This is a genomic window from Mycobacterium sp. ELW1, from assembly GCF_008329905.1.
Taxonomy (GTDB): Bacteria; Actinomycetota; Actinomycetes; order Mycobacteriales; family Mycobacteriaceae; genus Mycobacterium.
Map to the genome: position 1 here is coordinate 3,758,462 of NZ_CP032155.1, position 25,882 is coordinate 3,784,343.

Genomic DNA, 25,882 nt, shown 5'->3' on the forward strand with positions numbered 1-25,882 from the left:
TTCAACCGCGGAACTCGAGCACGTCGGACAGCGGCCGGCGCGGGGTGACCGGGGGTAGCTGCGCATTCACCGGCGCCAGGCCGATGCGGATCAGCAGTTGCGGATGGTCCTCGGCGCCGGTGAGGGCGCGGACCACGGCGCGGCTGGCCTCCAGCTCGGTGATATGGGTCAGCGTGCAGGTGGCCAACCCGGCCAGGGTGGCTTCCAGCAGCACGTCGGAGAGCACCTCGCCGCAGTCCAAGGCATCGCGGCGGGAGTCCTCGTAGGTCGACAGCACCACGATCGTGGACCGGTCATACGGGACCTCCGGCCGCCGGTCGGGGTGCTCTGTTGCCGGGAACACGCGGGCAACGTCGACTCGATCGCCCTCGGCGACTGACACCAGATTGCTGTAGGGAACACCCGCAGACACCTCGTATGGCGCTGTCCACCAGTCTAATTCGGCGTGATACGAGGCGTCGTAGCGACGCAGCGACTCAGTGAGGCGCGAAGCCTCGGCCAACTGCGGACGTACCGAGTCCGGCAACACCCGCAGCGTCACCCGATCGGTGTCGATGGTGCTACGCAACACCGACTCGAACGACGCCCAATCCGGCGGTGGTGCAAGCGGTAACCGGTCAGTGCGCCGCGCCACGATCGCATCGGCGCGCTTGCGCACAGCATCGGTCACAAACTCCACGGCGCTGAAATCGATCGTCGCCAAGTGGTCGCGTTCGTTCGGATTGGGAAACCGCGAGATGACCGTCTGCCAACCGGCGGCAGCAACCGCCACCCGGAGATGGTCAAGGGCGGCCCCGCAACTGATGACGGCCTCCCGGCCGGACCGGTCCGTTGCGTGCGGCACCCGGCTGGCGTCGAGGAAGAGTTTCAGCGAAGGCCCTTCGGCGACCCACCGCCACGGTTGGCTGTTGTGCACCGATGGCGCCCGGCACGCCAACTCCACCGCGTTCGCGATCACCTGGGGATCAAGCGCCGACATGGCCATGGGCAATCACCGCCTTCTGTGTCCCTGACACTACGTCCGCGCGCAGCGGATGCCAGGGGTCAGAAGTCACCTTTGCCGGGGACCTATCTTGAAGGCCTTTGTGCTCTGCAGGGAGGGACCTTGCACCCGCGCGCAGTGGCCGGAGGACCGCTGTGATCACGGGGCCTGGGAGACCAGGATCGACGATATGGGATGGCACCCGCGGATCGCGGAAACGCACACGGGAATGGTGTTCTTGGCCGGCGATCGGGCCTACAAGATCAAGAAGCCAATCGTCACAGACTTTCTCGACTTCTCCACCCTCGAGGGGCGCGAACATGCGTGCGCCAGCGAGGTGGCTCTCAACCGCCGCCTGGCACCCGAGAGCTACCTCGGCGTCGCCCACTTCACCGCCCCGGGCACCGACCCCGAGCCGGTCATCGTCATGCGTCGCCATCCCGACGAGCTGCGATTGGCGACCATGGTGGGTCACGGCGAACCGGTCGAGGATCAACTGGCGGCGGTGGCACTGGTGCTCTCGCGGTTCCACGCCACGGCTGCTCGCGGCCGTGATGTCGATGCCCAGGGCCGGGTGGACGCGATCGCCGCACGCTGGCAAGAGAATCTCGTCGAGCTGCAGCGCTATGCCGACAGCGGGGAGGCCGGCATCGATCCTGATGCGGTTGACGAAATCGCCAGACTGTCAAGTCAATTCATCACCGGACGGGCGGTGCTGTTCGCGCAACGTCTCGGCGAGCACAAAATCGTGGACGGTCACGCAGACCTGCGGGCCGACGACATCTTCTGTCTGCAGGATGGCCCTGCACTGCTGGACTGCCTGGAGTTCGACGATCGCCTGCGGTATGTCGACGTCATCGACGACGCGGCGTTCCTGGCGATGGATCTGGAATTCCTGGGCCGCGCGGATCTGGCTGCACTGTTTCTCCGTCGCTACATGGAGCTATCCGGCGACGATGCGCCAGACTCACTGTGCCACTTCTATATTGCCTATCGGGCAGTCGTTCGCGCCAAGGTCGACTGCATCCGCCATGCCCAGCAGGACGCGAATGCCGACGACGACGCGCGGCGTCATCTCGAGATCGCGCTCGACCATCTGCGTGCCGCGGCAGTCCGGCTGATTCTGGTGGGCGGCGGCCCGGGTACCGGCAAGACCACCTTGTCCCAGTCGCTGGCGAAAGAGATCGGCGCGGAGGTGATGTCCACCGATGATGTCCGCGCCGAGATGGTTCGGTGTGGTGAGATCGCCGGTGCCCCCGGGGTACTCGACGAAGGCCTCTACAGCCGGGAGAACATCGACGCGGTCTACGGCAGTGTGCTGCGTCAGGCCCATCTGAAGCTGTGCGAGGGCCGTAGCGTCGTGCTCGACGGCACCTGGCTCGATCACCGCCACCGCGCACTGGCCCGGCGGATGGCCGCCGACAGCGGCGCGGTGGAGATCGAGTTCGTCTGTACCGCTCCGCTCGATGCCACCGTCGCCCGAGTCAGTGACCGCCCGAAGACCACGTCGCAGGCGACGCCCGAGATCGCCGTCGCCCTTGCCGATCGCGGCGACGACGCCTGGACGGACGCCCATCGTGTCGACACCAGCGGCCCGCAGGCCCACTCGGTGGCGCGGGCCAAGGAAATTTGCGTGCTGGCCGTTTAGTGTGCCTGGCAGAACAATTGGACGCGTCCGCGCGCTGCTACCGCACCGCGCCGAGCAGCGTCAGCGCGGTTCCCTACCATGCAGGACCGCCAATCGCTGGTGGTACTCCGCTTCGTCGATCTCTCCACGCGCGAACCGGGCAGCCAGAAGCTGTTCCGACGACGCGCCGTACGCCGGGTACGACGGACCCGGACCCGCCTGGGACGGACCTGCGGTGAACCGCACCAGCGCAACGATTCCGGCGATGACGAGCGCCCAGAACAGCACCATGCCGACAGCCATGCCCGTGTACCCCCACCCACTCATGTCATGGTCAAACCAGAACATCATCTCCAGCCACCCTCTCGTCTCGGCAGCTCCGGTTACGCATTCCACGCTGCGCCGGACCGATGCGCCTTTTGGTGTTGGTTCGGTAAAGATTGGCTCAAGACGCCAACCCGCCGCGATGGCACGGCACGATGAAGGTCATGGACTCCCGATCGCAGGCAGCTCCGCACGACGCTGACCTGGGTTATCGCGCCTTGGTGGTGGACGACGAGAAGCCGCTGGCCGAGGTCGTCGCCAGTTATCTGGAACGCGAGCATTTCGAGGTGACGGTGTGCCTGTCCGGGCTCGAGGCTCTGGACGTGGCACGACAGGTCGACCCGGATGTGGTGGTGCTCGACCTCGGCCTGCCGGGCATCGACGGCCTCGAAGTGTGCCGGCAGTTGCGGACCTTCTCCGACGCCTACGTGGTGATGCTGACCGCCCGCGATACCGAAGTCGACACCATCGTCGGGTTGTCGGTCGGAGCCGACGATTACGTGACCAAACCGTTCAGCCCCCGAGAGCTGGTCGCCAGGATCCGGGCGATGCTGCGCAGGCCCCGGTCGGTGACCGCACCTGCCGCACCCGCCGGTGAACCGCACACCGAATCGCCGCCACGGGTGTTCGGCCCGCTCTCGATCGACGTTGCCAGTCGTCAGGTGTTCGTCGACACGAAGCCGATCTCGTTGACCCGCACCGAGTTCGACATACTGGCGGCGCTGTCCTCCCGGCCCGGCGTGGTGTGGACCCGTCGCCACCTGATCGACGAGGTCTGGGGTGAACCGTGGGTGGGTAACGACCACCTTGTCGATGTCCATGTCGGGCACTTGCGGCGCAAACTCGGCGACAATCCCGCCGAGCCGAAGTTCGTATTGACCGTGCGGGGGGTGGGCTACCGGATGGGAAGCGGGCAGTGACCGTCGTCAGGCGTCGTCGACCAGAGTCAGGGCCAACCGCGGACAACGGGCAACGGCGCGGCGCGCATACTTCACCACAGGCCCGGGCACCGATGGTTCCCGGGAGTTGTCACGACTGCGCGGATATCCCCAATCGTCACGGCTCAGCAGCTGTGGCAGCAGTTCGGTGCACAGCCCGCGTCCGTCGCAGCGTGTCCAATCGATATGCAGCCGCAGCGTTGTCGCTCGCGTCGCGTTCTCCCTCATCTTCGCCCACCTGACTTCTCTGCCGGCCAACCGCCGAGCGTGTGCACGATCCCGTCGCTGTCCACCAGCCGAGCGGGCAGCCCCTGCGTCCGGATCCACTCGACCGCGCGCCGGCCGCGGATCACCGCCGCGGTGCTGACCGTGTTGGCCGCCAGACAGCTGGCCGCGACGACGCTGACTGTGCGCCACACCGGCTCCGCCGGCCACCCGGACCGGGGATCGACGATGTGGTGCAACGCCTGCTGACCACGACGCCATCGGCGGCGCAGCGTGCTCGACGTCGCCATCGCCACGCCCGGCGACAACGCGACCATCGCCGCCGGTTCGTCGTCACCGTCGCAGACCAGCACCTGCCACCCCTCGTCGGGAGCATCCCCGGCCGTCGCGATGTCACCGCCGAGGTTCACCAACACGCCCGCGCCGGTGACCCGGTGCGCCCGTGCCGCGCAGCGATCAGCGGCGATCGCCTTGGCCGTCGACCCCAGGTCTAGTACCACCCCGTGCGGCACTGCGGCTGTCCGCCCGCGAAGGCTGATCATCGACCAGTCGGCCGGTTGGATGACTGACGTCGCCAGCGGCACAGACGAATCCATAGCGGCGATGTCGCGGTCGTAACCGAGATCGATCAGCCGGGCGCCGATCGTCGGGTCGATGTCACCATCGGTCTGCTGTGCCGCCAGAAGTGCGGCACCGAGCAGTTCGGCGAGTAGTTGACTGATCTCCGTGGGCCGGCCACTCCGCGAGAGGGCGTTGATCTCCGAATCCGGGTTGAACCGGGAGGCCGCCATGTCGATGGCATCGAGTTCCGCGTCCACGGCGCGCCGCGCGCCGGCAAGTGCGTTTTGATCCGTGACGATGATCTGCATATCCATCGTCCAGCGCTGCCAATGGCTTTCCGCGGTCGGCAAATCCCGGCGCGCAGCCGGCGTCTCGGCCACCGCCCCTGACGTGGCCACAGCGCAAGGCATCGCAGAACCGGGTGAGTCCATGACCTCATGTTCACAGCCAGTTTTTTGAATCCTCGAAGAATTGCCCCAGCACCCGCTGTCAGCGACGGCCGCCGCATCCGGCGGCGCTGGCAGTAACCTGAGCGTGGGGCGTGAGTTGTCTGGCAAATCCGGCCTGAATTCGCTTGGGAATCTGTGTCTTTGGCGGCACCTCGCAGTTTCACGCCTCGCGTCGCCGGTGCCGGCCGGATGTTCTTTGTGGGCTCAAAGAATGCGACATGAATTTGTAACGCATGGTATCGAGCCGGTCACCTCTGGAGCTGATGGTCGTCGCGACGGCATGCGGTCTGCGCAGCGCGGCACGGCGGCTCGGCACTCCCAAACAGACAGTTCCACGCGCAGAAAGGGCATTCCGGGCCGCGCTTCTCATACCGGTATTCGCGGCGTTGTCACTGCTGCTGCGCGGCTATGGCCGTCTGGGGCACGCGGTGAAGATGCCGGGGCGCACCGGCTTCGACGCGACCCTGATGTGCCGGTTGCCCGATCTCATCGCCACCTATATCTGGGTTTTCGATGAGTGGGAGCCGGACTTGACCCGCTTCATCGCGAGCCGGCTCGGCGACGGCGACGTTTTCATCGACGTCGGAGCGAACATCGGCTACTACTCGCTTCTCGCGGCCGGCCCGGTGGGTGACCACGGCGGGGTCGTGGCGGTTGAGGCATCGCCGGCGACGTTCGACGATCTGCGCCAGAACGTGGATGTCAGCAGCCATCGCGATCGCATTCGTGAGGTGAACATGGCAGCAGCCGCGAAATCGGGGACATTGACGGTGTACGCCGGTCCGCGGAACAACGCCGGAATGTCGACCACCCTGGCGTCGCGCGGTCTGCATGCCGAGTCGACGATCGACGCCAAGCCGCTCGAGGAAATCCTCACGTTCCGCGAGATCACATCGGCGCGGCTGATCAAGATCGACGTGGAAGGCGCCGAACCCGATGTCCTGGCCGGGATGCGCAACATCATCGGCACACTGCGGGACGACGCGGAGATCGTCGTCGAACTCTCGCCCCGATGGTGGCCCGACCGGCAGCTCCGGCCGGTGGACGTCCTGCGCCCGTTCATCGAGGCCGGTTTCAACGTGTACGAGCTGACCAACAGTTACGCGGCGTGGCGATACCTGTGGCCCAACGACGTACGCGATGCGATTCGGCTGCGCGATCCGCTCACCGCCCGGGTCTCGCGGCTGGACCTGGTTCTGTCTCGCCACGACGGTGAGCGGCTGGCGATCGACGCGCGCGCACCCCACTAGCCCACGGGGGCGGCCGGAAGAGTCAGCGTGAAGGTCGCGCCCTCGCCCGAGATCGACTCGACGCTCACCTCCCCGCCGTGGGCATGGGCGATCTCGCGCACCAGCGCCAATCCGATCCCGTACGACGGCCGATGTGTGCGGGTGGTGTGCTCGGTGCCGCGCGCGAACCGGGTGAACAGCGTGGCCATCGCGTCGGCTTCGATGCCGACACCGTCGTCGGCGACCTCAGCCTTGATCATCGGGCCGTCCCGGCTCAGACGAATGTCGACCACTCCCCGCTCCGAGACGAATGGTCGCCACTCCCCCCCCCGGAGTGCTCGTGACTCAGGGCGTTGTCCACCAATGCGGTGAGCGCCCGGCGCAATGCGGCACTGGAGCCGATGATCTCGTAAAGGCCGGTGCTGCTTGGCTTTTCGTAGCGAAGGCTGACCCCCAGCGCGTCGGCGTACGGTGCCAGGCTGTGGTGAACGTCGGCTGCCACCGAAGCCAGGTCCACCCGGTCGCGGGGCGTCTCGCCGGCCGTCATCGTCGCCGAAGCCAGGAGATCGTCGACGATGTCGCTGAGCGCCCGGGTGTCGGCGACCAGTGCGTCGGCGTCGGCGCGGATCACCTGGGCGTCCGCGGTCCCGGCCCGCTGGGCCAGCATCTGGGCACGGGTGTGCAACACCGTCAACGGCGCTCGCAGTTCGTGCGATGCGTCCGCGACGAATCTGCGCTGCAGGGCCAACGCCTGGGCCAACGGACGCACCGAGCGGCGGGTGAACAGCACCACCACGGCGATCGATGCCAGGATGCCGGCCAGTTCGGCGAACGCCACCGACATCAGCAGGCGGTTGCGGCCCGCGTGGTAGGGGGCCAGGTCCATCATCGCCACCACCCGCCCCTCAGGCCGGTCCACGACGAACGTTCGGTAATGGCGCCCCTCAGCGCGAAGGTCGCCGAAGCCCGCAGGCCCGGCCAGCAGCGCCACGCCGGGCTGCCCGCCATCGCTGGCCGACACCTCACCGTCGTTCTCGCGCAACGCGAGTTCCATGTCGGGCGGCGGGTCGCCGGCGTCGTCAGCCGACATCGCCAATGTCCGCAACTCGGCGTCGATCTGACGGTTCTGCGCGCGCACATAGACCATGAACACCACCCCGCCCACGACCAGCAGCACCAGGGCAAGGGCAACCGACGCCTGAATGGCCGCGATGCGCCCCGCCCGCCTCACCACAGCGAGATCACCCGCCGGGGTCATTCGAACCCGAATCGATAGCCGGACCCGTGCACCGTGCGGATCACCTGCTTGCCGAGCTTGCGCCGCAGATAGTGGACGTAGAGATCCACCGCTCCGCCGGACTCGACGCCTTCGAACACCAAGTCGAGCAACTGCGCCCGGCTGTACACCCGTTTGGGCGCGGACATCAGCGTCGCCAGCAGTGAGGCTTCCCGCTCGGACAATTCGACCTCGCCGTCGATGCTCGGCCCGGAAACCCGTCGGGTCATCCGGTCCAGTCGCAGGCCGCCGGCACCGACGACGGTGGCGGAGTTGTCGATTCGCCGCAGCAGCGCGCGCACCCGGGCCAGCAGCTCGGGAACTTCGAAGGGCTTCACCAGATAGTCCTGCGCGCCGGCGTCGAGGCCTTCCACCCGATCGTCCACCGCTCCACGCGCCGTCAAGATCAGGGCAGGTGTCGCGATCCCCTTCGACCTGAGCAGCGCGATCAGGTCCGCGCCGTCCATCACCGGCAATCCACGATCCACGATCAAGGCGTCGTAATCCCCCGTCAGCCCCCGGTGCAGCCCTTGCTGTCCGTCGTATGCGGTGTCGACGCGGTACCCCTCCTCGGCCAGGAGCGCCGCCAGCATCGCGCTGAGCGCATGATCGTCCTCGACGACCAGAACCGCGGGGGCGACGCTCGGCATGGGCACTCAGCGAGCGTGCCACGCAACACGACTCGTCGCCGCCGAACACACTTTCTTTCAGCGCTCAAAGAAGGTGACCTTGTCCTCTTAACGCAGGATCCGGATGTCATGAGGATGACGGGAGAAGGTCGAGGAGGGCGTGTGATCCGAAATTCCGTGCCCGTTCGCGGACGATGCGGGGCCGGGCCGTGAGCGGTCCCGACAGCGCAGAGCGATCGTTGTGGCTGCGGATCCGGCCACTGCTCGAGCCGGTTCTGTTGGCGGTCACCGTGATGGCGCTGCTCCTGGGCGGCGTGGCCTGGCTCACCGGCCGGCATGCGGTCGCCGACGGCATCTGGGTCGCCGGCACGCTGTCCGCTGTGGTGCCCGCGCTGGCCTGGGTTGTCCTGTCGCTGTACCGGGGCCGAGCCGGGGTTGATCTGCTGGCGGTTCTCTCACTGGTCGGCACGCTGTGGGTGGGCGAGTATGTGGCCGGCGCCTTGATCGCGGTAATGCTGTCGACGGGACGCTTTCTGGATGCCGCCGCGCAGCGTCGCGCATCGAAAGATCTGCGAGCACTACTCGAGCATGCGCCACGCTTTGCGCGACGCAAGTCCGGCGACACTGTCACCGTCGTCCCCTTGGCGGACGTGGCGATCGGTGACGTGCTGGTGGTCGGTCCCGGCGAGGTGGTGCCCGTGGATGGCCGGATCGAGGGCACCGACGCGATTCTCGATGAATCGGTCCTGACCGGAGAGCCCCTGCAAGTCGAACGCGCGATCGGCGAACCGGTCCGCAGCGGTGTGGTGAATGCCGCCACGGCCTTTGACATCCGCGCGACGGCCACCGCCGCGAACAGCACGTACGCCGGCATCGTGCGACTGGCCGAGCAGGCCGGCTCCGAAAGCGCACCCATCGTCCGGCTCGCCGACCGCTATGCGGCAGCCTTTCTCCCGGTAGCACTGGTGGTGGCGGCCGCCGCGGGCCTGGCCGCCGGATCATGGGTGCGGGCAGTGGCGGTGCTGGTGGTGGCAACCCCGTGCCCACTGCTGCTGGCCGCACCGGTGGCGATTGTGTCCGGCTTGTCGCGCGCATCCCGCCACGGTGTCGTCGTCCGCAGCGGCGGTGCGCTCGAGAACCTCGGACATGCAAAGACATTGGTGATGGACAAGACCGGCACGCTCACTGCAGGCCGTCCCGTCGTCGTCGAGGTTCTGCCAGCGCCCAGCTACGATCGCCGCGAGGTCCTGCGCCTCGCCGCGTCCGTCGACCAGATGTCTCCCCACGTGCTGGCCGAGGCGATCGTCACCGAAGCACTCGCGCAGGGAATACCGCTGTCGTTGCCTGTCAACATGATCGAGGAACCGGGGCGCGGCGTCGCCGCCACGGTCGATGGTGCACAGGTCTCCGTCGGCAAGCTCTCCACCGCTGTTCCGGAGGCGGGGTGGGCGCGCGCGGCGGTCAATCGTGCGAGCCTGGACACCGCGGCCATCGCCTGGGTGGCGGTCGACGAGCATGTGATCGGCGCGGTGCTGCTGCGAGATCCCTTGCGCCGCAGCGCACCCCGAACCATGCGCCGGCTGCGCGCGGCGGGCTTCACCCGACTGGTCATGCTGACCGGCGACCGGGCCGCGCCGGCGCGGGAGGTGGGCACCGTCCTCGGTTTGGACGAGGTGTACGCCGATCAGAGCCCGGCGGACAAGGTGGCCGCCGTACGCGCCGAACGGGAGGACGCGGTGACGGTCATGGTGGGTGACGGCGTCAACGACGCCCCCGCCCTGGCCGCGGCCACAGTCGGTGTCGCGATCGGTGCACGCGGCGCCACCGCGTCATCGGAGGCCGCCGATATCGTGTTGACAACGGATCGGCTGGACCGCCTGGCCGACGCGATGGACATCGCCCGGTGGTCACGGCACATCGCAGTGCAGAGCGCGGTCGTCGGAATGGCACTGTCGTTGCTGGCGATGGGTGTCGCGGCATTCGGTTGGCTGCCGCCCGCGGCGGGAGCGCTCCTGCAGGAGGGCATCGATGTCGCCGTGATCCTGAATGCGCTACGCGCACTTCGCGGTAATCCCGCGGTGGGGATTGCGCTGCCGCACGAGACCGAAGCCCTGTTGCTGCGATTCGCCGCCGAACACGACATCCTGCGCGACGCACTCTCCCAGCTTCGTGACGTCGCCTCCCAACTCGACAGCCACGACGACGAGTCGACCATCGACGCGCTCGACCGTGCCTACCGGTTCCTCACCGAGCAGTTACTGCCCCACGAGGATGCCGAACAGAACGACCTCTATCCGGCACTGGCCGCACCCCTGGGCAGCGCCGAAGCCACCGCCACCATGAGCAGGACCCATGCCGAGATTCATCGACTGACCGACCGGATCGGCAACCACCTCGAGTTGGGCCGAAACGCCGGAGCCGTCCAGTTCGATCAGCTCGACGACCTTCGCGCCTGCCTGTACGGCCTGCACGCGTTGCTGCGTCTGCACTTCCTGCAAGAGGAAGAGAACTACTTCACCCTCACCGACGCTGAGGACCACGGGACGAAGCGGACAGCGGACCAGATACCACCAACTCGATGACGTTGGACCCTCACGTCGTCACGGCAGCGGCAATAGCGTTGATGGAACGTGATATTGCGGGAGGTCCTACGGTGTTGACAATCCGATCCGAAGTAACCGTTCCGGGGTTGACCGCAACCGAGGTCACCGGATTCCTGTCCGACTGGAGCGATGCGGCGTACCAGAAGTGGTGGCCCGGAGTGCACCTGCATCTACACCCCGCCACCGCGGGACGAGCCGGCCACGTGGGCGATGAGGTCTTCATGGACGAGTTCATCGGCAAGCGTCGCCTCCGAATGACGGCGGTGGTCGTCGCGACCGAACCCGGCCGAAAGATCGTGTGGCAGATGAAGAAAGGCATCCGACTGCCGGCGTGGCTGACGATCGAGGTCACCGATCGCAATGGCGGTGTGGATGTTCGCCACACGATCACGGCCGGGTGGACGGGACCGGGCCGCCTGCTCGACCCGCTTCTGAGGATGTATCTGTCGCCGGACTTCGCCGCGGCGATGGACCAGCATGTGCGTACCGAATTTCCGTTGATACTCCAGCGGCTGCACCCGGCCGCACAGGAATAGCGCTCGAGGATAGGAACCGACCATGAATCGCGAAGCGTGCAAGTTTTTTTCGGGATCGTTCGCCGCTTTGGGCTACGCCCACGCCGCATATGCGGTGGCGACCTCCCGCGGAATCATCAACGAGCCCGTCTTCCTCGGACGACGCTGGGGTGTGGGCTTCATGTGGTCAGAAGCGGCGATATACACCGCGCTGGCGGTGGCACTGGGGTATGCGGGGTGGGGCGCGAAAGACCAAGAGCAGCAGCGGAGCATTCAGGGCAGTGAACCCTCGCCATAGGATGGCGCCGTGACTGTGACGCGGGGGCCGAAGCTGTGAACTTGCAGCAACTGGAGCCGTTTCTGGTGGCGTTGGCGATCGGAATGTTGCTCGGCTTCGAGCGTGAACGTAGCCACAGCCGCCGGCTGCCGGCCGGGTCCCGCTCGTTCGCGCTGCTGTCGCTTGCCGGCGCGGTCGCGGCGAGCTTCAACGCATGGGCTGTCATAGCCGGGATGGTCTGCGTTGCAGCGCTTTTCACCCTTGCCTATCTCCGCACCAGCCAGGACGATCCCGGTACCACCACCGAAATTGCCGCGTTTGTGGCGTATCTGCTCGGTGCCCTCGCCTACACCCGGCCGGCACTGGCCGTCGCGCTCGCGGTGATCGTGACGCTGCTGCTGGTGTCGAAAACCCGGATCCATCGGTTCGCCCGTGAAATCGTCAGCGAGATCGAACTCGAGGACGCGATCAAGTTCTTCGTGGTCGCCTTCGTGATCCTGCCCATGCTGCCGGACCGCCAGATCGGGCCCTACGGGGTCCTCAACCCGTCGAAGGTGTGGCTGCTGGTCGTGCTGCTGACCGGCATCGGCTGGGTGGGCTACATCGGTGTTCGCGCGCTGGGCCCCCAGCGCGGCCTGCTTGTCACCGGCTTGGCCGGCGGGTTCGTGTCGGCAAGTGCGACCACGGCGTCCATGGGCCGGGCCAGCCGCACCGATGCCGGATTACGCGCACCGCTGGCCGGCGCACTGCTGGCCAGCGGTGCCACCTTTGCCCAACTTCTCCTGGTGATCGGCCTGGTCGACATCGACGTGCTGCGCAGGCTCTGGCTTCCCGTCGCCGCCGGCGCCGTCGTCCTCGTCGGCGTGGCGCTAATGGTGTACCGAAGCGCCGCACAGGACCGCCGCCGGGCCACGGAGCCCACCCAGGACGCCGGGTCCACGCCGGCCGCCCGGCCATTCGCGCTGCGCCCCGCTCTCATCCTGGCCGCGGTCCTGACCCTCGCCCTGCTCGTCGGACGCTGGGGCGCCGACGTGTTGGGGCCACAAGGCGCGGTGCTTGCTGCGTTCGCAGCCGGGCTCGCCGACGCGCATGCCGGTTCGGTCGCGGCGGCAAGCCTGGCCGCCAAAGGCGACATCAGCGTCGACACCGCATTGATCGCGATCGCCGCCGCGCTCGGGTCCAACCTGCTCGTGAAAATTGTGCTGGCGTTCACCGCAGGGGGGCGCCGCTTCGGGCTCGGCTTCGTCGCCGGAATGGCCGGCCCGACGGTGGTGTTCGGTGCGGCGCTGGCCGCGGCAATCAGCGCCGGCTGAGCTCTCGACAACCAGTCGGCGGGACCGGCCAAGTCGACGCTGCTCTCTTTCACCCGTCGCGTCACTGACGCTACGCCCGCCTCGGGAAATCTGGTGGTGCCGCCCGCCGATCGAGCCCGCTGCCGTACCGGCGACCTCTCAGGCACGATTGGGGTGTCATCATTCCGTTGGGGCGAGGAGGAGTTCGTGCGTTCTCTACTGTCTGCCGCATTGAAACTGAACGCCGCGGTCGGGCGTCTCGGTGACACACCGCTGTGAACCTGAACTCTCCCAAAGGTTTTGAGGCCGTCGAGATATCCGATGCCGTCGAAGCCGACGCCGTCGAACTCGCCGAACTCGCGGCCGCCACCTTTCCGCTCGCGTGCCCATCCACCTCGCCGCCCGGCGACATCACGGCCTTCATCGCCACCCACCTGTCGCGCGGGCGGTTCAGCTCATACGTGGCGGACCCGTCGCGCACCGTGCTCGCCGCCCGAGCCGGCGGCCGAATGGTCGGCTACGCCATGCTGATCGACGGGGTCGGTACCGATCCCGACGTCACGCGGTCGGTCACCCCGCGGCCCGCAGTCGAGCTGTCCAAGCTCTATGTGCTGGCCGACAGCCACGGGTCGGGAGTCGCTGCGGCGCTGATGGGCGCCGCGGTGAAGCGCGCGGCCGCCGGCGGGGCCCGGTGCGTCTGGCTGGGCGTGAACCAGCGAAACAATCGCGCGCAACGGTTCTATGGCAAGCACGGGTTCGTCGTCGCCGGAACCAAGACATTCCCGATGGGGACACACACCGAACAGGACTACGTCATGGTGCGCCCGTTGTAATCTCGCGCCACGGAGTTGGGCTTGTTCGACTATCCCGCTGGTTTAGCAACGGGGCCGTAAGGTGAACCTGTTGGCTGATCACACCAGGCCGGATCTAGCCGAAAGGACGTTTGGTGGACGTTGGATCAGCTTCCGGCCCCGACGACCGTGTCGGTGATGATCTGGCCAAAGTCGATTGGGCGTCGACCCCGCTAGGACCGTCCGCCGACTGGCCGCAGAGCCTGCGGACCGCCGTCAGCATCGTGCTGTCCTCCCGCTTCTCCATGTGGATGGCCTGGGGTCCCGATCTGACGTTCTTCTGCAACGACGCCTACCGTCGAGACACACTCGGCCGCAAATATCCGTGGGCACTGGGGCGGCCCGCCAGCGAGGTCTGGACCGAAATCTGGGACGACGTCGGGCCGCGCATCGACCGGGTGTTGGCGACCGGCGAAGCCACCTGGGACGAGGCTCTGATGCTGTTCCTCGAGCGGTCCGGGTACCCGGAGGAGACCTACCACACGTTCTCCTACAGCCCCCTGCGCGACGACGCGGGACAGGTCGTCGGCATGTTGTGCGTGGTCAGCGAAGACACCGACCGAGTGATCGGTGAACGGCGGATGGCGACGTTGCGCCATCTCGGTTCGGACCCGTCCGTGGTGCGCACCGAGTCGGAGATGTTGTCGTTCGCGGCTCGTCAGCTCGATCGCAACACTCTCGATCTGCCGTTCACTCTGACCTATCTGTTCGATGACGACGGCACTGCACGCCTCGCCGGAGTCAGCGGAATCGCCACCGAACACCCCGCCGTGCCGGCGGCGATCCGCAGGGGCGATTCGGGAATCTGGCCTGTCGACGAACCCGCGCGCGGCGAATCGGTGGTCGTTGACCTGGACCGTCCACCGTTCACCGATCTGCCCACCGGTGAATGGCCGAAACCACCGAGCCAAGCACTGGTGACGCCACTGCTGGCGCAGGGCGGCGCACCGTCCGGCTTCCTGGTCGCGGCACTCAACCGGTACCGGCCCCTCGATGACGAGTACCGCGGGTTCATCGACCTGGTGGCCGGGCACATCGCCACCGGCGTCTCCAGCGCCCGCAGTTACAGCGAGCAACAGCGCCGAGCCGATGAGCTGGCCGAGCTGGACCGCGCCAAGACGACGTTCTTCTCCAACATCAGCCATGAGTTCCGCACCCCGATCACCCTGATCCTGGGTCCGGTGGCCGAGCTGCGTGCCCACCCCGATCTCGATGAACGTGCTCAGCAGGAACTCGACGTGATCCAGCGCAACGCGCTGCGCCTGGCCAAGCTGGTCAACACGCTGCTGGACTTCTCCCGGATCGAGGCCAACCGGGTCCAGGCCCATTACGAGCCGGCCGACCTGGCCCAGGTGACCGCCGAGCTTGCCAGCGTGTTCCGTTCAGCCATCGATCGCGCCGATCTCCAGCTGATCGTCGAGTGCCCTCCGCTCGATCAGCCGGTGTACCTGGATCGCGACATGTGGGAAAAGGTCATCCTCAACCTGCTGTCCAACGCGCTGAAGTACACCTTCTCCGGGTCGATCACGGTCCGGGTCACCCGCGACGGGGACGAGGCGGTGGTGACGGTCGCCGACACCGGCATCGGCGTGTCCGCCGCCGAGATGCCGCGCCTGTTCGAGCGGTTCCACCGGATCGAGAGCGCCCGCGCGCGGTCCACCGAGGGCAGCGGCATCGGCCTGGCCCTGGTGAAAGAACTCGTCAGCCTGCACGGCGGCACGATCACCGCCGACAGCGTCGAGGACTCCGGCACGACCTTCACCATCCGGCTGCCGATCGGAGCCGGGCACCTGCCCCCCGATGCGCTCAGCCCGGCGGGTACCAGCCGGTCGTCGAACATCGCCGAACCGTACGTGCAGGAGGCGTTGCGCTGGCTGCCCGACAGCGGCACCGGTGACCTGGCTGCCGTGCCCAACCCGCCGCCCACCGTCGACTCGCCCAGCCGTGTGCTGGTGGCCGACGACAACGCCGATATGCGCGAGTACCTGGTCCGGCTGCTGCGCGGCGTGGGGTATCAGGTCGACGAGGTCGCCGACGGCCAACAGGCCCTGAGCCGCATCCGAGCCGATCCCCCGGACCTGGTGGTCAGCGACGTGATGATGCCCCGGCTGGACGGCCTGGCCCTGGTCGCCGCCCTGCGCAACGATCCGCGCACCGTGGCGGTGCCCGTGCTGCTGCTGTCGGCGCGCGCCGGCCAGGAGGCGTCGATCGAAGGTCTGCAGGCCGGCGCCGACGACTACCTGGTGAAGCCGTTCGTCGCCGCGGAGCTGTTGGCCCGAGTACGGGCGAACATCGAACTTGCCCGGCTTCGCAGCCATCACCTCCGGTGGCGAACCGCACTGGTCGAGTCGCTGCAGGAGGCGTTCTTCGTCTGCGACGAAGTCGGTGCGGTGATCGAGATGAACAAGGCATTCACCGACATCCTCGGCTTCGGCCCCGAAGACCTGCCCTACGACCCGGTCCATCCGTGGTGGCCGGACGCCGTAACCCAACCCGAGGCCAATGCGCAGATCGTCGATGCGTTCGCCGCCATCGCGGATCAACCGCACGGCAGCTACACCGTGCCGGTGAATCACCGGGACGGGCACCGGGTGTGGATCACCGCCAACATCGCCCACGCCCAGGATCCGGCGACGGGCCGCAGCGTGATGGTCGGCACGTTCCGAGACGTCACCGCCGAGCACTACAGTGTGCAGCGTCAGACCGCCCTTGCCACACTGAATCAACAACTGGCACAAGCGGATGCGGTCGATGACGCGCTACATGGGGCGTTGGAGCAGGTGCGCGGACTCTGGTCGGCCCGCCGGGTGCTGGCGGCGATCTTCCCGGGTGGCGGTGCGACCGGGCCGGGATCGGAACACCCCGAGTTCGCCGGAGATGCCGATGAGGCTCAGTGGGCCGCGCTGGCGCCGGACGTGCGCGAGCACATCGCCGAACTCGGCAGCAGCGGAAATCTGCTCACGCCCGACACCAGCATCGCCGGGTCGGCAGCCATTGCGTTGCAACATCCGCGCGGCACCCTGGTCATCTGGATCGAACTGCCCGCGGAACGACCGTTCACCCCCGAAGACATGACGTTGCTGACCGTGCTCGCGGGCCGTCTCGGCCAGGGTTTACAGCGCGTCCACCAGGTTGATCAGCAGCGGGAAACCGCACTGGCACTGCAACATTCGATCCTCGGCCCGGACGATCTACCTGCCGGGTTCGCGGTGCGGTATCAGCCGGCATCGCATCCGTTGCAGGTGGGCGGCGACTGGTACGACGTGATCGCACTTGACGACGGCCGGATCGCCCTCGTCGTCGGCGATTGCGTAGGCCACGATTTGACGGCGGCAACCGTCATGGGACAGCTGCGCAGCGCCTGTCGCGCGCTGCTGCTCGAAAGATCAAGCCCAGCAGCGGCATTGGCCGGGCTGGACCGTTTCGCCGCCCGGCTGCCCGGCGCTCAGTCCACCACCACCTTCTGCGCCATCCTGAATCCCGCCACGGGAGCGCTGGTGTACTCCAGCGCGGGCCATCCCCCGCCGATCCTGGTGTGCCCGGACGGCACCACCACCCTGCTCGAAGGCGGCCACTCCATCGCGCTGGGTATCCGGCCCGACCGGGAACGTCCCCAGACCGAGGTGACCCTGCCCCCGCAGGCCACCCTGCTGCTGTACACCGACGGCCTCGTCGAGCGCAGGCGGCGCTCGCTCGACGACGGAATTAGGGAGGCCACCAACGTCATTCGTGACGACAGCGCCCTCGACCTCGACCCGTTGGCCGACCAGATAATGACGAGCCTGGCGCCGCCAGGCGGATACCAGGATGACGTCGCCTTGCTGATCTACCGACATCCCAAACCTCTGGAAGTAACGATCCCGGCCGATCCGCTGCACTTGGCGCCGGCCCGCGCCGCCCTGCGTGACTGGTTGACCTCGGCGGGCATCGATCACGACCAGGCGCAGGACGTGCTCGTCGCCGCCGGAGAGGCTGTCACCAACGCCATCGAGCACGGATACCGCAACGGCAACGGCGGCACGATCACCTTGCAGGCCGCGTCCGACGTCGATCTGTTGCGCCTGACCATCACCGACGCCGGCTCCTGGAAACCGAAGGAGTCCGGCTACACCCACCGCGGCCGTGGCATCCAGATCATGGAAGCGTTGATGGAGGATGTCTCGATCCTCCCTGACGCCACCGGCACCGTTGTCCGCCTGTCGACGAGGATCCGCCGATGAGCACCCCGCTGACCGTTACAGTCGAAACGGCCGCAGACGGCCGGAACGTGCTGCGGGCGGCCGGCGAGATCGACGCCAGCAACGTGGCCGACTTCGCCGAGGCGCTCACTGCGGCGGTCAACGGCGGCAGCGCCCTGAACGTGGATCTGAGTGCGGTGGACTACCTGGACAGTGCCGCGATCAATGCCCTTGTCCCCCACGCTGAATCGCTGGAGATCATCGCCAATCCGGTGCTGATGCGGGTGCTGACGGTGAGCGGCCTGGCCGAACTCACCAAGATCCGGCCCGCAGCCGAACCCGACGACTGACGCCGGCTTACAGCCCGCCCGGGCTCGTCAGCGCCAGCAGTCGCGACGTCGCGCGCAGATATTTCTTGCGGTAGCCGCCGGCCAGCATCTCGTCGGAGAAGACGGTGTCGAGTTTGGCGCCCGAGGCCACCACCGGGATTCCCGCGTCGTACAGCCGGTCGGTGAGAGCCACCAGCCGCAACGCCACATTCTGGTCGTCGATCGGGTGAACGCCGGTGATGTACACGCACGCCACGCCTTCGATCAGGGTGAGATAGCGCGACGGGTGCATGGTCGCCAGATGCGCGCACAGCGAATCGAAATCGTCGAGGGTGGCACCGGGCTGCGCGGCCGCCCTGGCCGCCACCTCCTCGTCGGTGAGCGGGTCCGGCGCCGGCGGCAGGCCACGGTGCCGGTAATCCGGGCCTTCGATCCTAACTGTCGTGAAAATGCTTGCCAGCGTGTTGATTTCGCGCAGAAAGTCCTGCGCGGCGAAGCGCCCCTCGCCCAATTGCTCGGGCAGCGTGTTCGACGTCGCGGCGATCGAGACGCCGCGCTCCACGAGCTGCGACAGCAGCCGCGAGATCAGGGTGGTGTTACCCGGGTCGTCGAGTTCGAACTCGTCGATGCACACCACCACGTAGTCGGCGAGCAGATCGATGCACTCGACGAACCCGAACACGCCGGCAAGTTGGGTCAGCTCCCCGAAAGTGGCGAACGCCTTGGGATGTTCGGCCGAGTCGGGCAGTTGCCGGTAGGACGACGCCAGCAGGTGGGTCTTGCCCACGCCGAAGCCGCCGTCGAGATAGATACCGGTGCCGGGCAGGGTCTCCCGCTTACCGAACAGCTTCTTCTTCCCGGCCCGCCGACGGGCGGCCTCCTCGCAGAACGCCTGGCAGGCGTCCACAGCCGCGGCCTGGGTGGGCTCGTCGGAGTCGGGCCGATAGGTCGCGAAGCTGACACCCGCGAACGTGGGCGGCGGGACGAGTTGAGCGACGAGCCGCTCTGGGGACACCGTCGGATGCCGGTCGGCGAGGCGGTCCATGACAGGAACCCTAGCTACGTGCTGCAATCGTCTGTATGGCCGACCCGAGCGCGAACGACCCGGATGGGACGTACTTCACACTGCTGGGTGACATCAGCGCCGTCGATGATGATCGGCTCTACGAGCTCTACGCCTACCCCGCCGTCGCGGAACGCTGCGTGGTCCGGGCCAACATGATCGCGAGTCTCGACGGCGGTGCCTCCACCGACGGCACCTCGGGCGGGCTTGGCGGCTCCGGTGACCGGCAGCTGTTCCGGGTACTGCGCGAACTGGCCGACGTCATCGTCGTCGGCGCGGGCACCGCGCACGGGGAGGGCTACTCGGGTGCGCAGATGACGGTCGCGCAGCGCGGCAACCGGCAGCGCCGCGGGCAGGGCGAAGTCCCACCGATCGCGCTGGTCACCCGCTCGGGCCGAGTCGACAACGACTGGCAGGTGCTGACCCGCACCGAGGTGACGCCGCTGGTGCTCACCTGTGCCGACGTCGCGGCGGACACCGGTGCCCGACTGGGCGGCGCGGCCGAGGTGATCGCCTGCTCGGGCGACGACCCGGCCGAGGTGGACCCGGCCGTCGCGCTTGCCGCGCTGGCCGAGCGCGGATTGCGCCGGGTGCTCTGCGAAGGCGGGCCCACGCTGCTGGGGACGTTCATCGACCACGGCCTGCTCGACGAGCTGTGCCTGACCACCGCCCCGATGCTGGTCGGCGGTGAGGCACCCCGAATCGTGGGCGGCTCCGGTCAGGTGCTGACCTCGATGCGCCGCACGCATCTGATGGCGGACGCCGAGGGCTATCTGTACGGGCGCTATACGCGCGTCGGCTGAGCTATTCGCGCCGGCGGTGTCGCTAGGGTGGTGGGCATGCGCGATCGTCGGGTCTGGGCCTCCCAGGCCATAGTCAGCCTCGGCACCGCGGCGCTGACAGTTCTGCTGACCGGATGTGCCCCGTGGCTGGCCGCCAACCCGCAGTTCGCCAGCGACAAGGCGCACAACCCGTCGGGCCCGACCACCACCAATCCGGCGGGCGGACCGCCGGCCATCGCGGCGCCCAAGAACGAGCTCGGCTGGAAAGACTGCACATCGAAGGTCTTCGGTGACGCCGGGACGCCGCCCGCACCCGGCGTGATCCTCGAGTGCGCCAGCTATGACGCCGACCTCGACCCGATCGCCGGAGCCACCGGCACCGTGAGCATCGGTGTGGTGCGCGCCCGTTCGGTGCAGACCCCGTCTGACGCCGGACCGCTGGTCTTCACCACCGGCACCGACATCCCGTCGTCGATGCAGCTGCCGGTGTGGTTGTCCCGGTCCGGCGCCGACGTCCTCAAAAGCCATCCCGTCGTCTCGGTGGACCGCCGCGGCATCGGCATGTCCAGCCCGGTGGACTGCCGCGACTCGTTCGATCGCCAGGAGATGCGCGACCAGGCACAGTTCGAGTCCGGCGACGACCCGGTGGCCAACCTCGGCGCGATCACCATGACCGCGACGACAAGCTGCACCGACACCATCGCGCCCGGCGACTCCGCCTACGACAATGCCCGCGCCGCCGAGGATCTCGAACGGCTGCGTAGCACCTGGGACGTGCCGGCGCTGGCCCTGATCGGTGTCGGCAACGGCGCGCAGATCGCCCTGGCCTACGCGGGTTCCCATCCCGACAAGGTGGCCCGGCTGGTGCTCGACTCCCCCGTGCCGCCCGGCGTCAACGCCGAAGCCGCGGCCGAGGAACAGGTCAAAGGCCAGCAGGCCGCCCTCGATGCGTTCGCCCAGCAGTGTGTGGCGGTCAACTGTGCGCTCGGGCCGGACCCGAAGGGCGCCGTCGACTCGCTGCTGGCGGCCGCCCGGGCCGGCCGCGGTCCCGGCGGAGTCTCGGTGGCGGTGCTGGCCAACGCGATCGTCACCGCGCTGGGCTACCCCAGCGGCGACCGCATCGGCAGCACCGTGAGCCTGGCCAACGTTCTCGCCGCCGCCCGCGGCGGTGACGTCAACCAGCTGAACAGTCTGATCAACCGAGCCGAGGCGATGCGCGACAGCGACGGCCAGTTCATCAACTCCTGCAGCGACGCCCTGAACCGCCCGACACCCGACCGGGTTCGTGAACTCCTCGTCCAGTGGGGCAAGCTCTACCCGCAGTTCGGGGCGGTCGGCGCGCTCGGCCTCGTCAAGTGCCTCAACTGGCCCAGCGGCGCGGCGCCCAAGGACCCGAAGGACCTGAAGGTCAACGTGCTGTTGTTGGGCGTGCAGAACGATCCGATCGCCGGCAACCAGGGTGTGCCCGCGTCGGCGGCCACGATCATCAATGCCGGCGCGGCCAGCAGGCGGGTGATGTGGCAGGGCATCGGGCACGGCGCCAGCATCTACACGGCGTGTGCGCTGCCGCCCATGATGAGCTATCTGGACAGCGGGAACATGCCGCCCACCGACACCTACTGCCCCGCCTGAGCATCTGACCCCTCCGGCCGGTGTACGGTGCGACCGTGGCGCTAGCTGACTCATCGCGATCCGGCCTGCTGGCCGCATTCCGCCCCCGGACCAGCCCACCCACCACCGCAGCGGTCCTGCGTTCGGTGCTGTGGCCGATCGCGATCATGTCGATCATTCACCGCAGCTACGTGCTGTCCACCAACGGTTACATCACCGACGACTTCGGGCCCGTCTACCGGGCGGTGTCGAACTTCCGCCGCGGGTTCGACATCTACAACGAGCACTTCGACTATGTCGACCCGCACTATCTCTATCCGCCCGGCGGCACCCTGCTGATGGCACCGTTCGGCTACCTGCCGGTCTTCGCCTCACACAACTGGTTCGTCTTCTTCAACACCGCGGCAATGATCATCGCCGCATGCCTGCTGGTGCGACTGTTCAGATTCCCGTTGAGCTCGGTGGCCCTGCCCGCGCTGCTGCTGGCGATGTTCTGCACCGAGTCGGTGACCAACACACTGGTGTTCACCAACATCAACGGCTGCATCCTGCTGTGCGAGGTGCTGTTCTTCCGCTGGCTGCTCGACGGCAAGGTCAGTCACCAGTGGTGGGCGGGCGTGGTGATCGGGCTGTCATTGGTGGTCAAACCGGTGCTCGGGGTGCTGCTGCTGTTGCCGCTGCTGAACAAGCAGTGGCGCGCCGTCGTCGCGGCGATCATCGTGCCGGTTGTGTTCAACCTGGCGGCCTGGCCGCTGGTCGCGGATCCGATGAACTTCGTCCAACGCACGCTGCCCTACATCTTCTCCACCCGGGACTACTTCAACTCCTCCGTGCTGGGCAACGGCGTGTACTACGGGCTGCCGATGTGGCTGATCGTCGTACTGCGGGTGATCTTCCTGGCGCTGGCCGTGGCCAGCCTGTGGCTGCTGCACCGCTACTACAAACACCGCGATCCGCTGTTCTGGATGCTCACGTCGTCGGTCGGGTGCTGCTGATCGCCTCCTGGCTGGTCCTGTCGCTCGCCCAGGGCTACTACTCGATGATGTTGTTCCCGTTCCTGATGACGGTCGTCCTGCCGAACTCGGTGGTGCGGAACTGGCCGGCCTGGCTGGCCACCTACGGGTTCTTGACCATGGACCGCTGGCTGCTGTGGCGCTGGCCGACGACCGGACGCTTTCTGGAGTACATGAAGATCACCTACGGCTGGTCGCTCATGCTGGTCGTGGTCTTCTGCGTGCTGTACTTCCGCTACGCCGACGCCAAGGCCGACGACCGGCTGGCCGATGGTATCGATCCGCCGTGGATACGCGAACCCCGGCGGGACGCCGCTGTAACGTGAATGCATGAGTTCCATTCCCGCCCCAAAGCTGGAACTGACCGACGACGAGTGGCGCAAGCGGCTGAACCCGGCTGAATACGCCGTGCTCCGAGAGGCCGGTACCGAGCGTCCGTTCACCGGCGAGTACACCGACACCAAGACCGAAGGCATCTACGCCTGCCGGGCGTGCGGCGCCGAATTGTTCCGCAGCACCGAGAAATTCGAATCGCACTGCGGCTGGCCGTCGTTCTTCGACCCGTCGCATTCCGAAGCCGTCATCCTGCGTCCGGATGACACGCTCGGTATGCACCGGGTGGAAGTGCTGTGCGCGAACTGCCATAGCCATCTCGGTCACGTCTTCAGCGGTGAGGGCTACCCGACGCCGACCGATCAGCGCTACTGCATCAATTCGATTTCGCTCACGCTGGTGCCCACGGAGGATTAGCGAGCATCGCGAGCAGCCGTTCGAAAGGCACCGGACGACTGAAGTAGTAGCCCTGCCCCACGTCGCAGCCGTATTCGCGCAACTGCTCCAGCGTCTCGACGTCCTCGATCCCTTCCGCGACGGTGGTCAGTCCCAGCTCGTGGGCGAGGTTGATCACCGCCCGAACAACTGCTGCCGCACGAAGATCCGAGGTGATCGGCGCAACGAAGCGACGATCCAGCTTGACGTGATCGATGGGCAGATCGCGCAGATACGACAGAGCCGAGTAGCCGCTTCCGAAGTCGTCGACGGCGATCTTGACCCCCTTGGCCCGCAGGTCGCGCAAGACGCGCGAGGCCTGCTCCAGACCTTCCAACACCACGTCCTCGGTGATCTCGACGATCAGCGCCGACGCCGCAAGCCCACAGTGTCTCAGGGCATCTGACACAGTCGTGGCCAGCCGGGTGGTGCCCAGCGACGGCGCGGACACGTTCACCGCGACCGGAATGGCGAACCCCGCGTCGTGCCAGACCCGAGCGTCATCAAGAGCTCGGCTCACCACGTGGTCGGTGACGGCACCCATCAGCCCATGCCGACGAACCAGCGGCATGAACTCGTCAGGACTGAGCACCCCGCGCTCGGGATGCGGCCAGCGCACCAACGCCTCGGCCGCAACGATGTCGCACGTGCGGAGGTCGAGCTTGGGCTGATAGACCAGAGTGAGCTGACCCTGGTCGATCGCGCGCCGGAGCTCACCGAGCAGCCGAACCGCCGACCCACGGGCCCTGGTGGCTCCGCTCTGCGGTGCAGGCGACACGACACCGGCGGCGAAGAAGTCGGCTTCCATCTCCGCGGTGAACGTGTGCACCCCTGCAACGCGAGATGTCTTGGCCGCGTCCAGCGCAATGTCCGAACGCTTCAGGAGTTCCTCGGCGCTGACGTCGGGATCATCGCTGTCGGCCACCGCGAGGCCGACGCTGGCACGGACCATCAGCTCTTGACCGTCCACGGCATACGGCAAGTCGAACGACTCCGCGACCCGATGGGCGATGACGGACGAATGGTCGTCGCGTCCCTGGATGAGGACGGCGAACTCGTCACCACCGACGCGGGCTACGGTGTCGCCGGTCCGGACAACGGTGAGGATTCGCAAGCCCACGAGGTTGAGCAGTTCGTCTCCGGCCCGATGGCCGAAAGTCTCGTTGACCATTTTGAATTCGTCGATATCGAGAGCCATCACCGCGACCGACACCCCACCTCGGTCGCGCATCTGCATGGCATGATTCACCCGGTCGTGGAACACCGCCCGGTTGGCCAAGCCGGTCAACGGATCGCGAAGGGCCTGCTTGGTCACGGCCTCGAAGAGCCTCCGGTTCTCGCCGACGACAATGAGTTGACGCGCCAGGAACGCAGCGATCAGCAGCCCGCCAGCGACGGTCGTCGGGCTGGTCAGCATGACATTCGGTTCCCGGCTGAACGTCGCCACGGTTGCCGCGGCCACCGGAATAAAGGGCAGCAGCACCGAAGCCGACGACGGCGGCCGCACCACAACGGCGTGCCGATACTCGCATGTCCGTCCGGCAATCGCGACGGCGACGAACAACAAGAGTCCGGCGAGCCATCCCACGGCGACGACGCGATGATCTGAATAGTGCTGTGCCGCAATGTATGAGACTGCAACGTCATTGGTCACAGCGAAACAGATGCTGGCCGCGGTGATCAGTCCGGTCGTCAAGCGTTGGCCCGGTAAAGCCCTCATGAACACCAGGAGGGCAATCGTCACCAACGCCGCGTCGAACATCGGGTACGCGGTCGACGTGGCCAGCAGAACCCGATCGCCGGGTCGGTTTTGATATGCGTCCTCTAGTGCACCGATCCAGGCCACGATCACGAATGACCCGGCAACGACGAGCCCGTCGAGCAGCAACCGCACTCGCGACATCCGGCTCAGCCCCAACGGGAGCAGCAGCACCAGGACACACCCGCCCAGCGGAAGGAGTAGGCGCAGCAGGTCCGCTTCGAATGGGAACTCTCGTTCGCGACCACCGAGCGCGTCCCATGCCCGGACCCCGACCCCCGTACCGAACGCTGCGAGACCTAGGGCAAGTCCCAGCCAGGCAAGCCGGGCCTGCCCTCGGCTCAGTAGCGCCGTTCGCACTGTCGCGCCGACTGCCACAGCCGCGGCGAGGGTCAGCGCGATCTTGAAGACGGCAATAGTTGTGGCGCTTGGCGACCGTTCGATCGCGACGGCCGCGATCGCCGGAAGTACGACCGCGGCAAGAACAGCGGCAAGGACAGGCCTGGCGTTGCCAAGCAGCTGTCGCATACGCCTCTACCCCCGGACCGAAAAGTAACGCTAGCCTAACAACCTTCGACTCCCATTTCTGGGATAGACCCGG

General features: G+C 67.3%; 22 protein-coding genes and 1 pseudogene. 14 read left to right on the top strand and 9 right to left on the bottom strand.

Annotation, left to right across the window (positions count from 1 at the left end):
• Position 1 precedes the first annotated feature (1 nt).
• Positions 2–985, bottom strand: a complete 984-nt coding sequence (locus D3H54_RS17815) for an Acg family FMN-binding oxidoreductase (RefSeq protein ID WP_149380174.1) — start codon at positions 983–985, stop codon at positions 2–4.
• A 187-nt stretch (positions 986–1,172) separates the two neighbouring features.
• Here D3H54_RS17815 and D3H54_RS17820 point away from each other — a divergent pair, with 187 nt between their 5' ends.
• Complete coding sequence (locus tag D3H54_RS17820; protein ID WP_149380175.1) at positions 1,173–2,630, top strand: bifunctional aminoglycoside phosphotransferase/ATP-binding protein; 1,458 nt, start codon at positions 1,173–1,175, stop codon at positions 2,628–2,630.
• Between the two features lie 60 nt (positions 2,631–2,690).
• On the opposite strand, the gene D3H54_RS17825 is transcribed toward D3H54_RS17820, so the two are convergent.
• Positions 2,691–2,960 (bottom strand): SHOCT domain-containing protein, encoded by a 270-nt coding sequence (locus tag D3H54_RS17825; protein ID WP_149380176.1) that lies wholly within the window; start codon positions 2,958–2,960, stop codon positions 2,691–2,693.
• Positions 2,961–3,097: 137 nt separating this feature from the next.
• Between D3H54_RS17825 and D3H54_RS17830 the strand changes: the two genes are divergently transcribed.
• On the top strand, positions 3,098–3,853 hold the full coding sequence (locus D3H54_RS17830) for a response regulator (protein WP_432246338.1): 756 nt from the start codon (positions 3,098–3,100) through the stop codon (positions 3,851–3,853).
• A 6-nt stretch (positions 3,854–3,859) separates the two neighbouring features.
• Here the strand turns inward: D3H54_RS17830 and D3H54_RS17835 are convergent, their stop codons facing one another.
• Both D3H54_RS17835 and D3H54_RS17840 read right to left on the bottom strand, forming a co-directional pair.
• A complete protein-coding gene (locus D3H54_RS17835) occupies positions 3,860–4,099 on the bottom strand; it encodes a ferredoxin (protein WP_149380178.1) in 240 nt (79 codons plus the stop codon).
• On the bottom strand, positions 4,096–5,088 hold the full coding sequence (locus D3H54_RS17840) for an FAD:protein FMN transferase (protein WP_286198913.1): 993 nt from the start codon (positions 5,086–5,088) through the stop codon (positions 4,096–4,098). The genes D3H54_RS17835 and D3H54_RS17840 overlap by 4 nt, the downstream gene beginning before the upstream one ends.
• Positions 5,089–5,339: 251 nt before the next feature.
• Between D3H54_RS17840 and D3H54_RS17845 the strand changes: the two genes are divergently transcribed.
• The gene (locus D3H54_RS17845) at positions 5,340–6,356 is read left to right on the top strand and encodes an FkbM family methyltransferase (protein WP_149380179.1); all 1,017 of its coding nucleotides are present in this window, start codon (positions 5,340–5,342) and stop codon (positions 6,354–6,356) included.
• Here D3H54_RS17845 and D3H54_RS31825 read toward each other — a convergent pair.
• Genes D3H54_RS31825 through D3H54_RS17855 form a run of 3 tightly spaced genes read right to left on the bottom strand, consistent with a single transcriptional unit; the run spans position 6,353 to position 8,261 of the window.
• Positions 6,353–6,628: a sensor histidine kinase gene (locus tag D3H54_RS31825; protein WP_286198914.1), complete on the bottom strand. Its 276-nt coding sequence runs from the start codon at positions 6,626–6,628 to the stop codon at positions 6,353–6,355. The two genes, D3H54_RS17845 and D3H54_RS31825, sit on opposite strands and share 4 nt — an antisense overlap.
• The gene (locus D3H54_RS17850; protein WP_286198915.1) at positions 6,610–7,566 is read right to left on the bottom strand and encodes a histidine kinase dimerization/phospho-acceptor domain-containing protein; all 957 of its coding nucleotides are present in this window, start codon (positions 7,564–7,566) and stop codon (positions 6,610–6,612) included. The genes D3H54_RS31825 and D3H54_RS17850 overlap by 19 nt, the downstream gene beginning before the upstream one ends.
• A gap of 23 nt (positions 7,567–7,589) precedes the next feature.
• On the bottom strand, positions 7,590–8,261 hold the full coding sequence (locus D3H54_RS17855; RefSeq protein WP_149383605.1) for a response regulator transcription factor: 672 nt from the start codon (positions 8,259–8,261) through the stop codon (positions 7,590–7,592).
• Between the two features lie 272 nt (positions 8,262–8,533).
• Between D3H54_RS17855 and D3H54_RS17860 the strand changes: the two genes are divergently transcribed.
• The 7 genes from D3H54_RS17860 to D3H54_RS17890 all read left to right on the top strand — a co-directional run bounded on the left by D3H54_RS17860 (position 8,534) and on the right by D3H54_RS17890 (position 18,306).
• Positions 8,534–10,822, top strand: a complete 2,289-nt coding sequence (locus tag D3H54_RS17860; protein ID WP_286199292.1) for a heavy metal translocating P-type ATPase — start codon at positions 8,534–8,536, stop codon at positions 10,820–10,822.
• Between the two features lie 41 nt (positions 10,823–10,863).
• Complete coding sequence (locus tag D3H54_RS17865) at positions 10,864–11,379, top strand: SRPBCC family protein (RefSeq protein WP_286199293.1); 516 nt, start codon at positions 10,864–10,866, stop codon at positions 11,377–11,379.
• A gap of 22 nt (positions 11,380–11,401) precedes the next feature.
• Positions 11,402–11,656 carry a hypothetical protein gene (locus D3H54_RS17870; RefSeq protein ID WP_149380182.1) on the top strand — a complete coding sequence of 85 codons (255 nt, stop codon included), beginning with the start codon at positions 11,402–11,404 and terminating at the stop codon, positions 11,654–11,656.
• A gap of 35 nt (positions 11,657–11,691) precedes the next feature.
• Positions 11,692–12,948 (top strand): MgtC/SapB family protein, encoded by a 1,257-nt coding sequence (locus tag D3H54_RS17875; protein ID WP_149380183.1) that lies wholly within the window; start codon positions 11,692–11,694, stop codon positions 12,946–12,948.
• A gap of 260 nt (positions 12,949–13,208) precedes the next feature.
• Entirely contained in the window at positions 13,209–13,760 is a 552-nt protein-coding gene (locus D3H54_RS17880) for a GNAT family N-acetyltransferase (protein WP_432246596.1), read from the top strand.
• A gap of 113 nt (positions 13,761–13,873) precedes the next feature.
• Entirely contained in the window at positions 13,874–17,998 is a 4,125-nt protein-coding gene (locus D3H54_RS17885; RefSeq protein WP_149380184.1) for a SpoIIE family protein phosphatase, read from the top strand.
• A complete protein-coding gene (locus D3H54_RS17890; protein ID WP_149380185.1) occupies positions 17,995–18,306 on the top strand; it encodes an STAS domain-containing protein in 312 nt (103 codons plus the stop codon). Before D3H54_RS17885 ends, D3H54_RS17890 begins: the two co-directional genes overlap by 4 nt.
• A gap of 7 nt (positions 18,307–18,313) precedes the next feature.
• Here D3H54_RS17890 and zapE read toward each other — a convergent pair whose 3' ends face one another.
• Positions 18,314–19,330, bottom strand: coding sequence for a cell division protein ZapE (gene zapE / locus D3H54_RS17895; RefSeq protein ID WP_149380186.1), 1,017 nt, complete (start codon positions 19,328–19,330; stop codon positions 18,314–18,316).
• 35 nt (positions 19,331–19,365) lie between these two features.
• Between zapE and D3H54_RS17900 the strand changes: the two genes are divergently transcribed.
• The 4 genes and pseudogenes from D3H54_RS17900 (at position 19,366) to msrB (ending at position 23,504) form a co-directional block, all read left to right on the top strand.
• Positions 19,366–20,151, top strand: coding sequence for a pyrimidine reductase family protein (locus D3H54_RS17900; protein WP_149380187.1), 786 nt, complete (start codon positions 19,366–19,368; stop codon positions 20,149–20,151).
• Between the two features lie 36 nt (positions 20,152–20,187).
• Positions 20,188–21,762: an alpha/beta fold hydrolase gene (locus D3H54_RS17905; RefSeq protein WP_149380188.1), complete on the top strand. Its 1,575-nt coding sequence runs from the start codon at positions 20,188–20,190 to the stop codon at positions 21,760–21,762.
• Between the two features lie 20 nt (positions 21,763–21,782).
• Positions 21,783–23,080, top strand: a pseudogene (gene aftC / locus D3H54_RS17910) (arabinofuranan 3-O-arabinosyltransferase).
• Positions 23,081–23,093: 13 nt separating this feature from the next.
• Positions 23,094–23,504, top strand: coding sequence for a peptide-methionine (R)-S-oxide reductase MsrB (gene msrB / locus D3H54_RS17915; protein ID WP_168215086.1), 411 nt, complete (start codon positions 23,094–23,096; stop codon positions 23,502–23,504).
• Here the strand turns inward: msrB and D3H54_RS17920 are convergent.
• A complete protein-coding gene (locus D3H54_RS17920) occupies positions 23,479–25,809 on the bottom strand; it encodes a putative bifunctional diguanylate cyclase/phosphodiesterase (protein ID WP_149380189.1) in 2,331 nt (776 codons plus the stop codon). The two genes, msrB and D3H54_RS17920, sit on opposite strands and share 26 nt — an antisense overlap.
• Between the last annotated feature and the right edge of the window lie 73 nt (positions 25,810–25,882).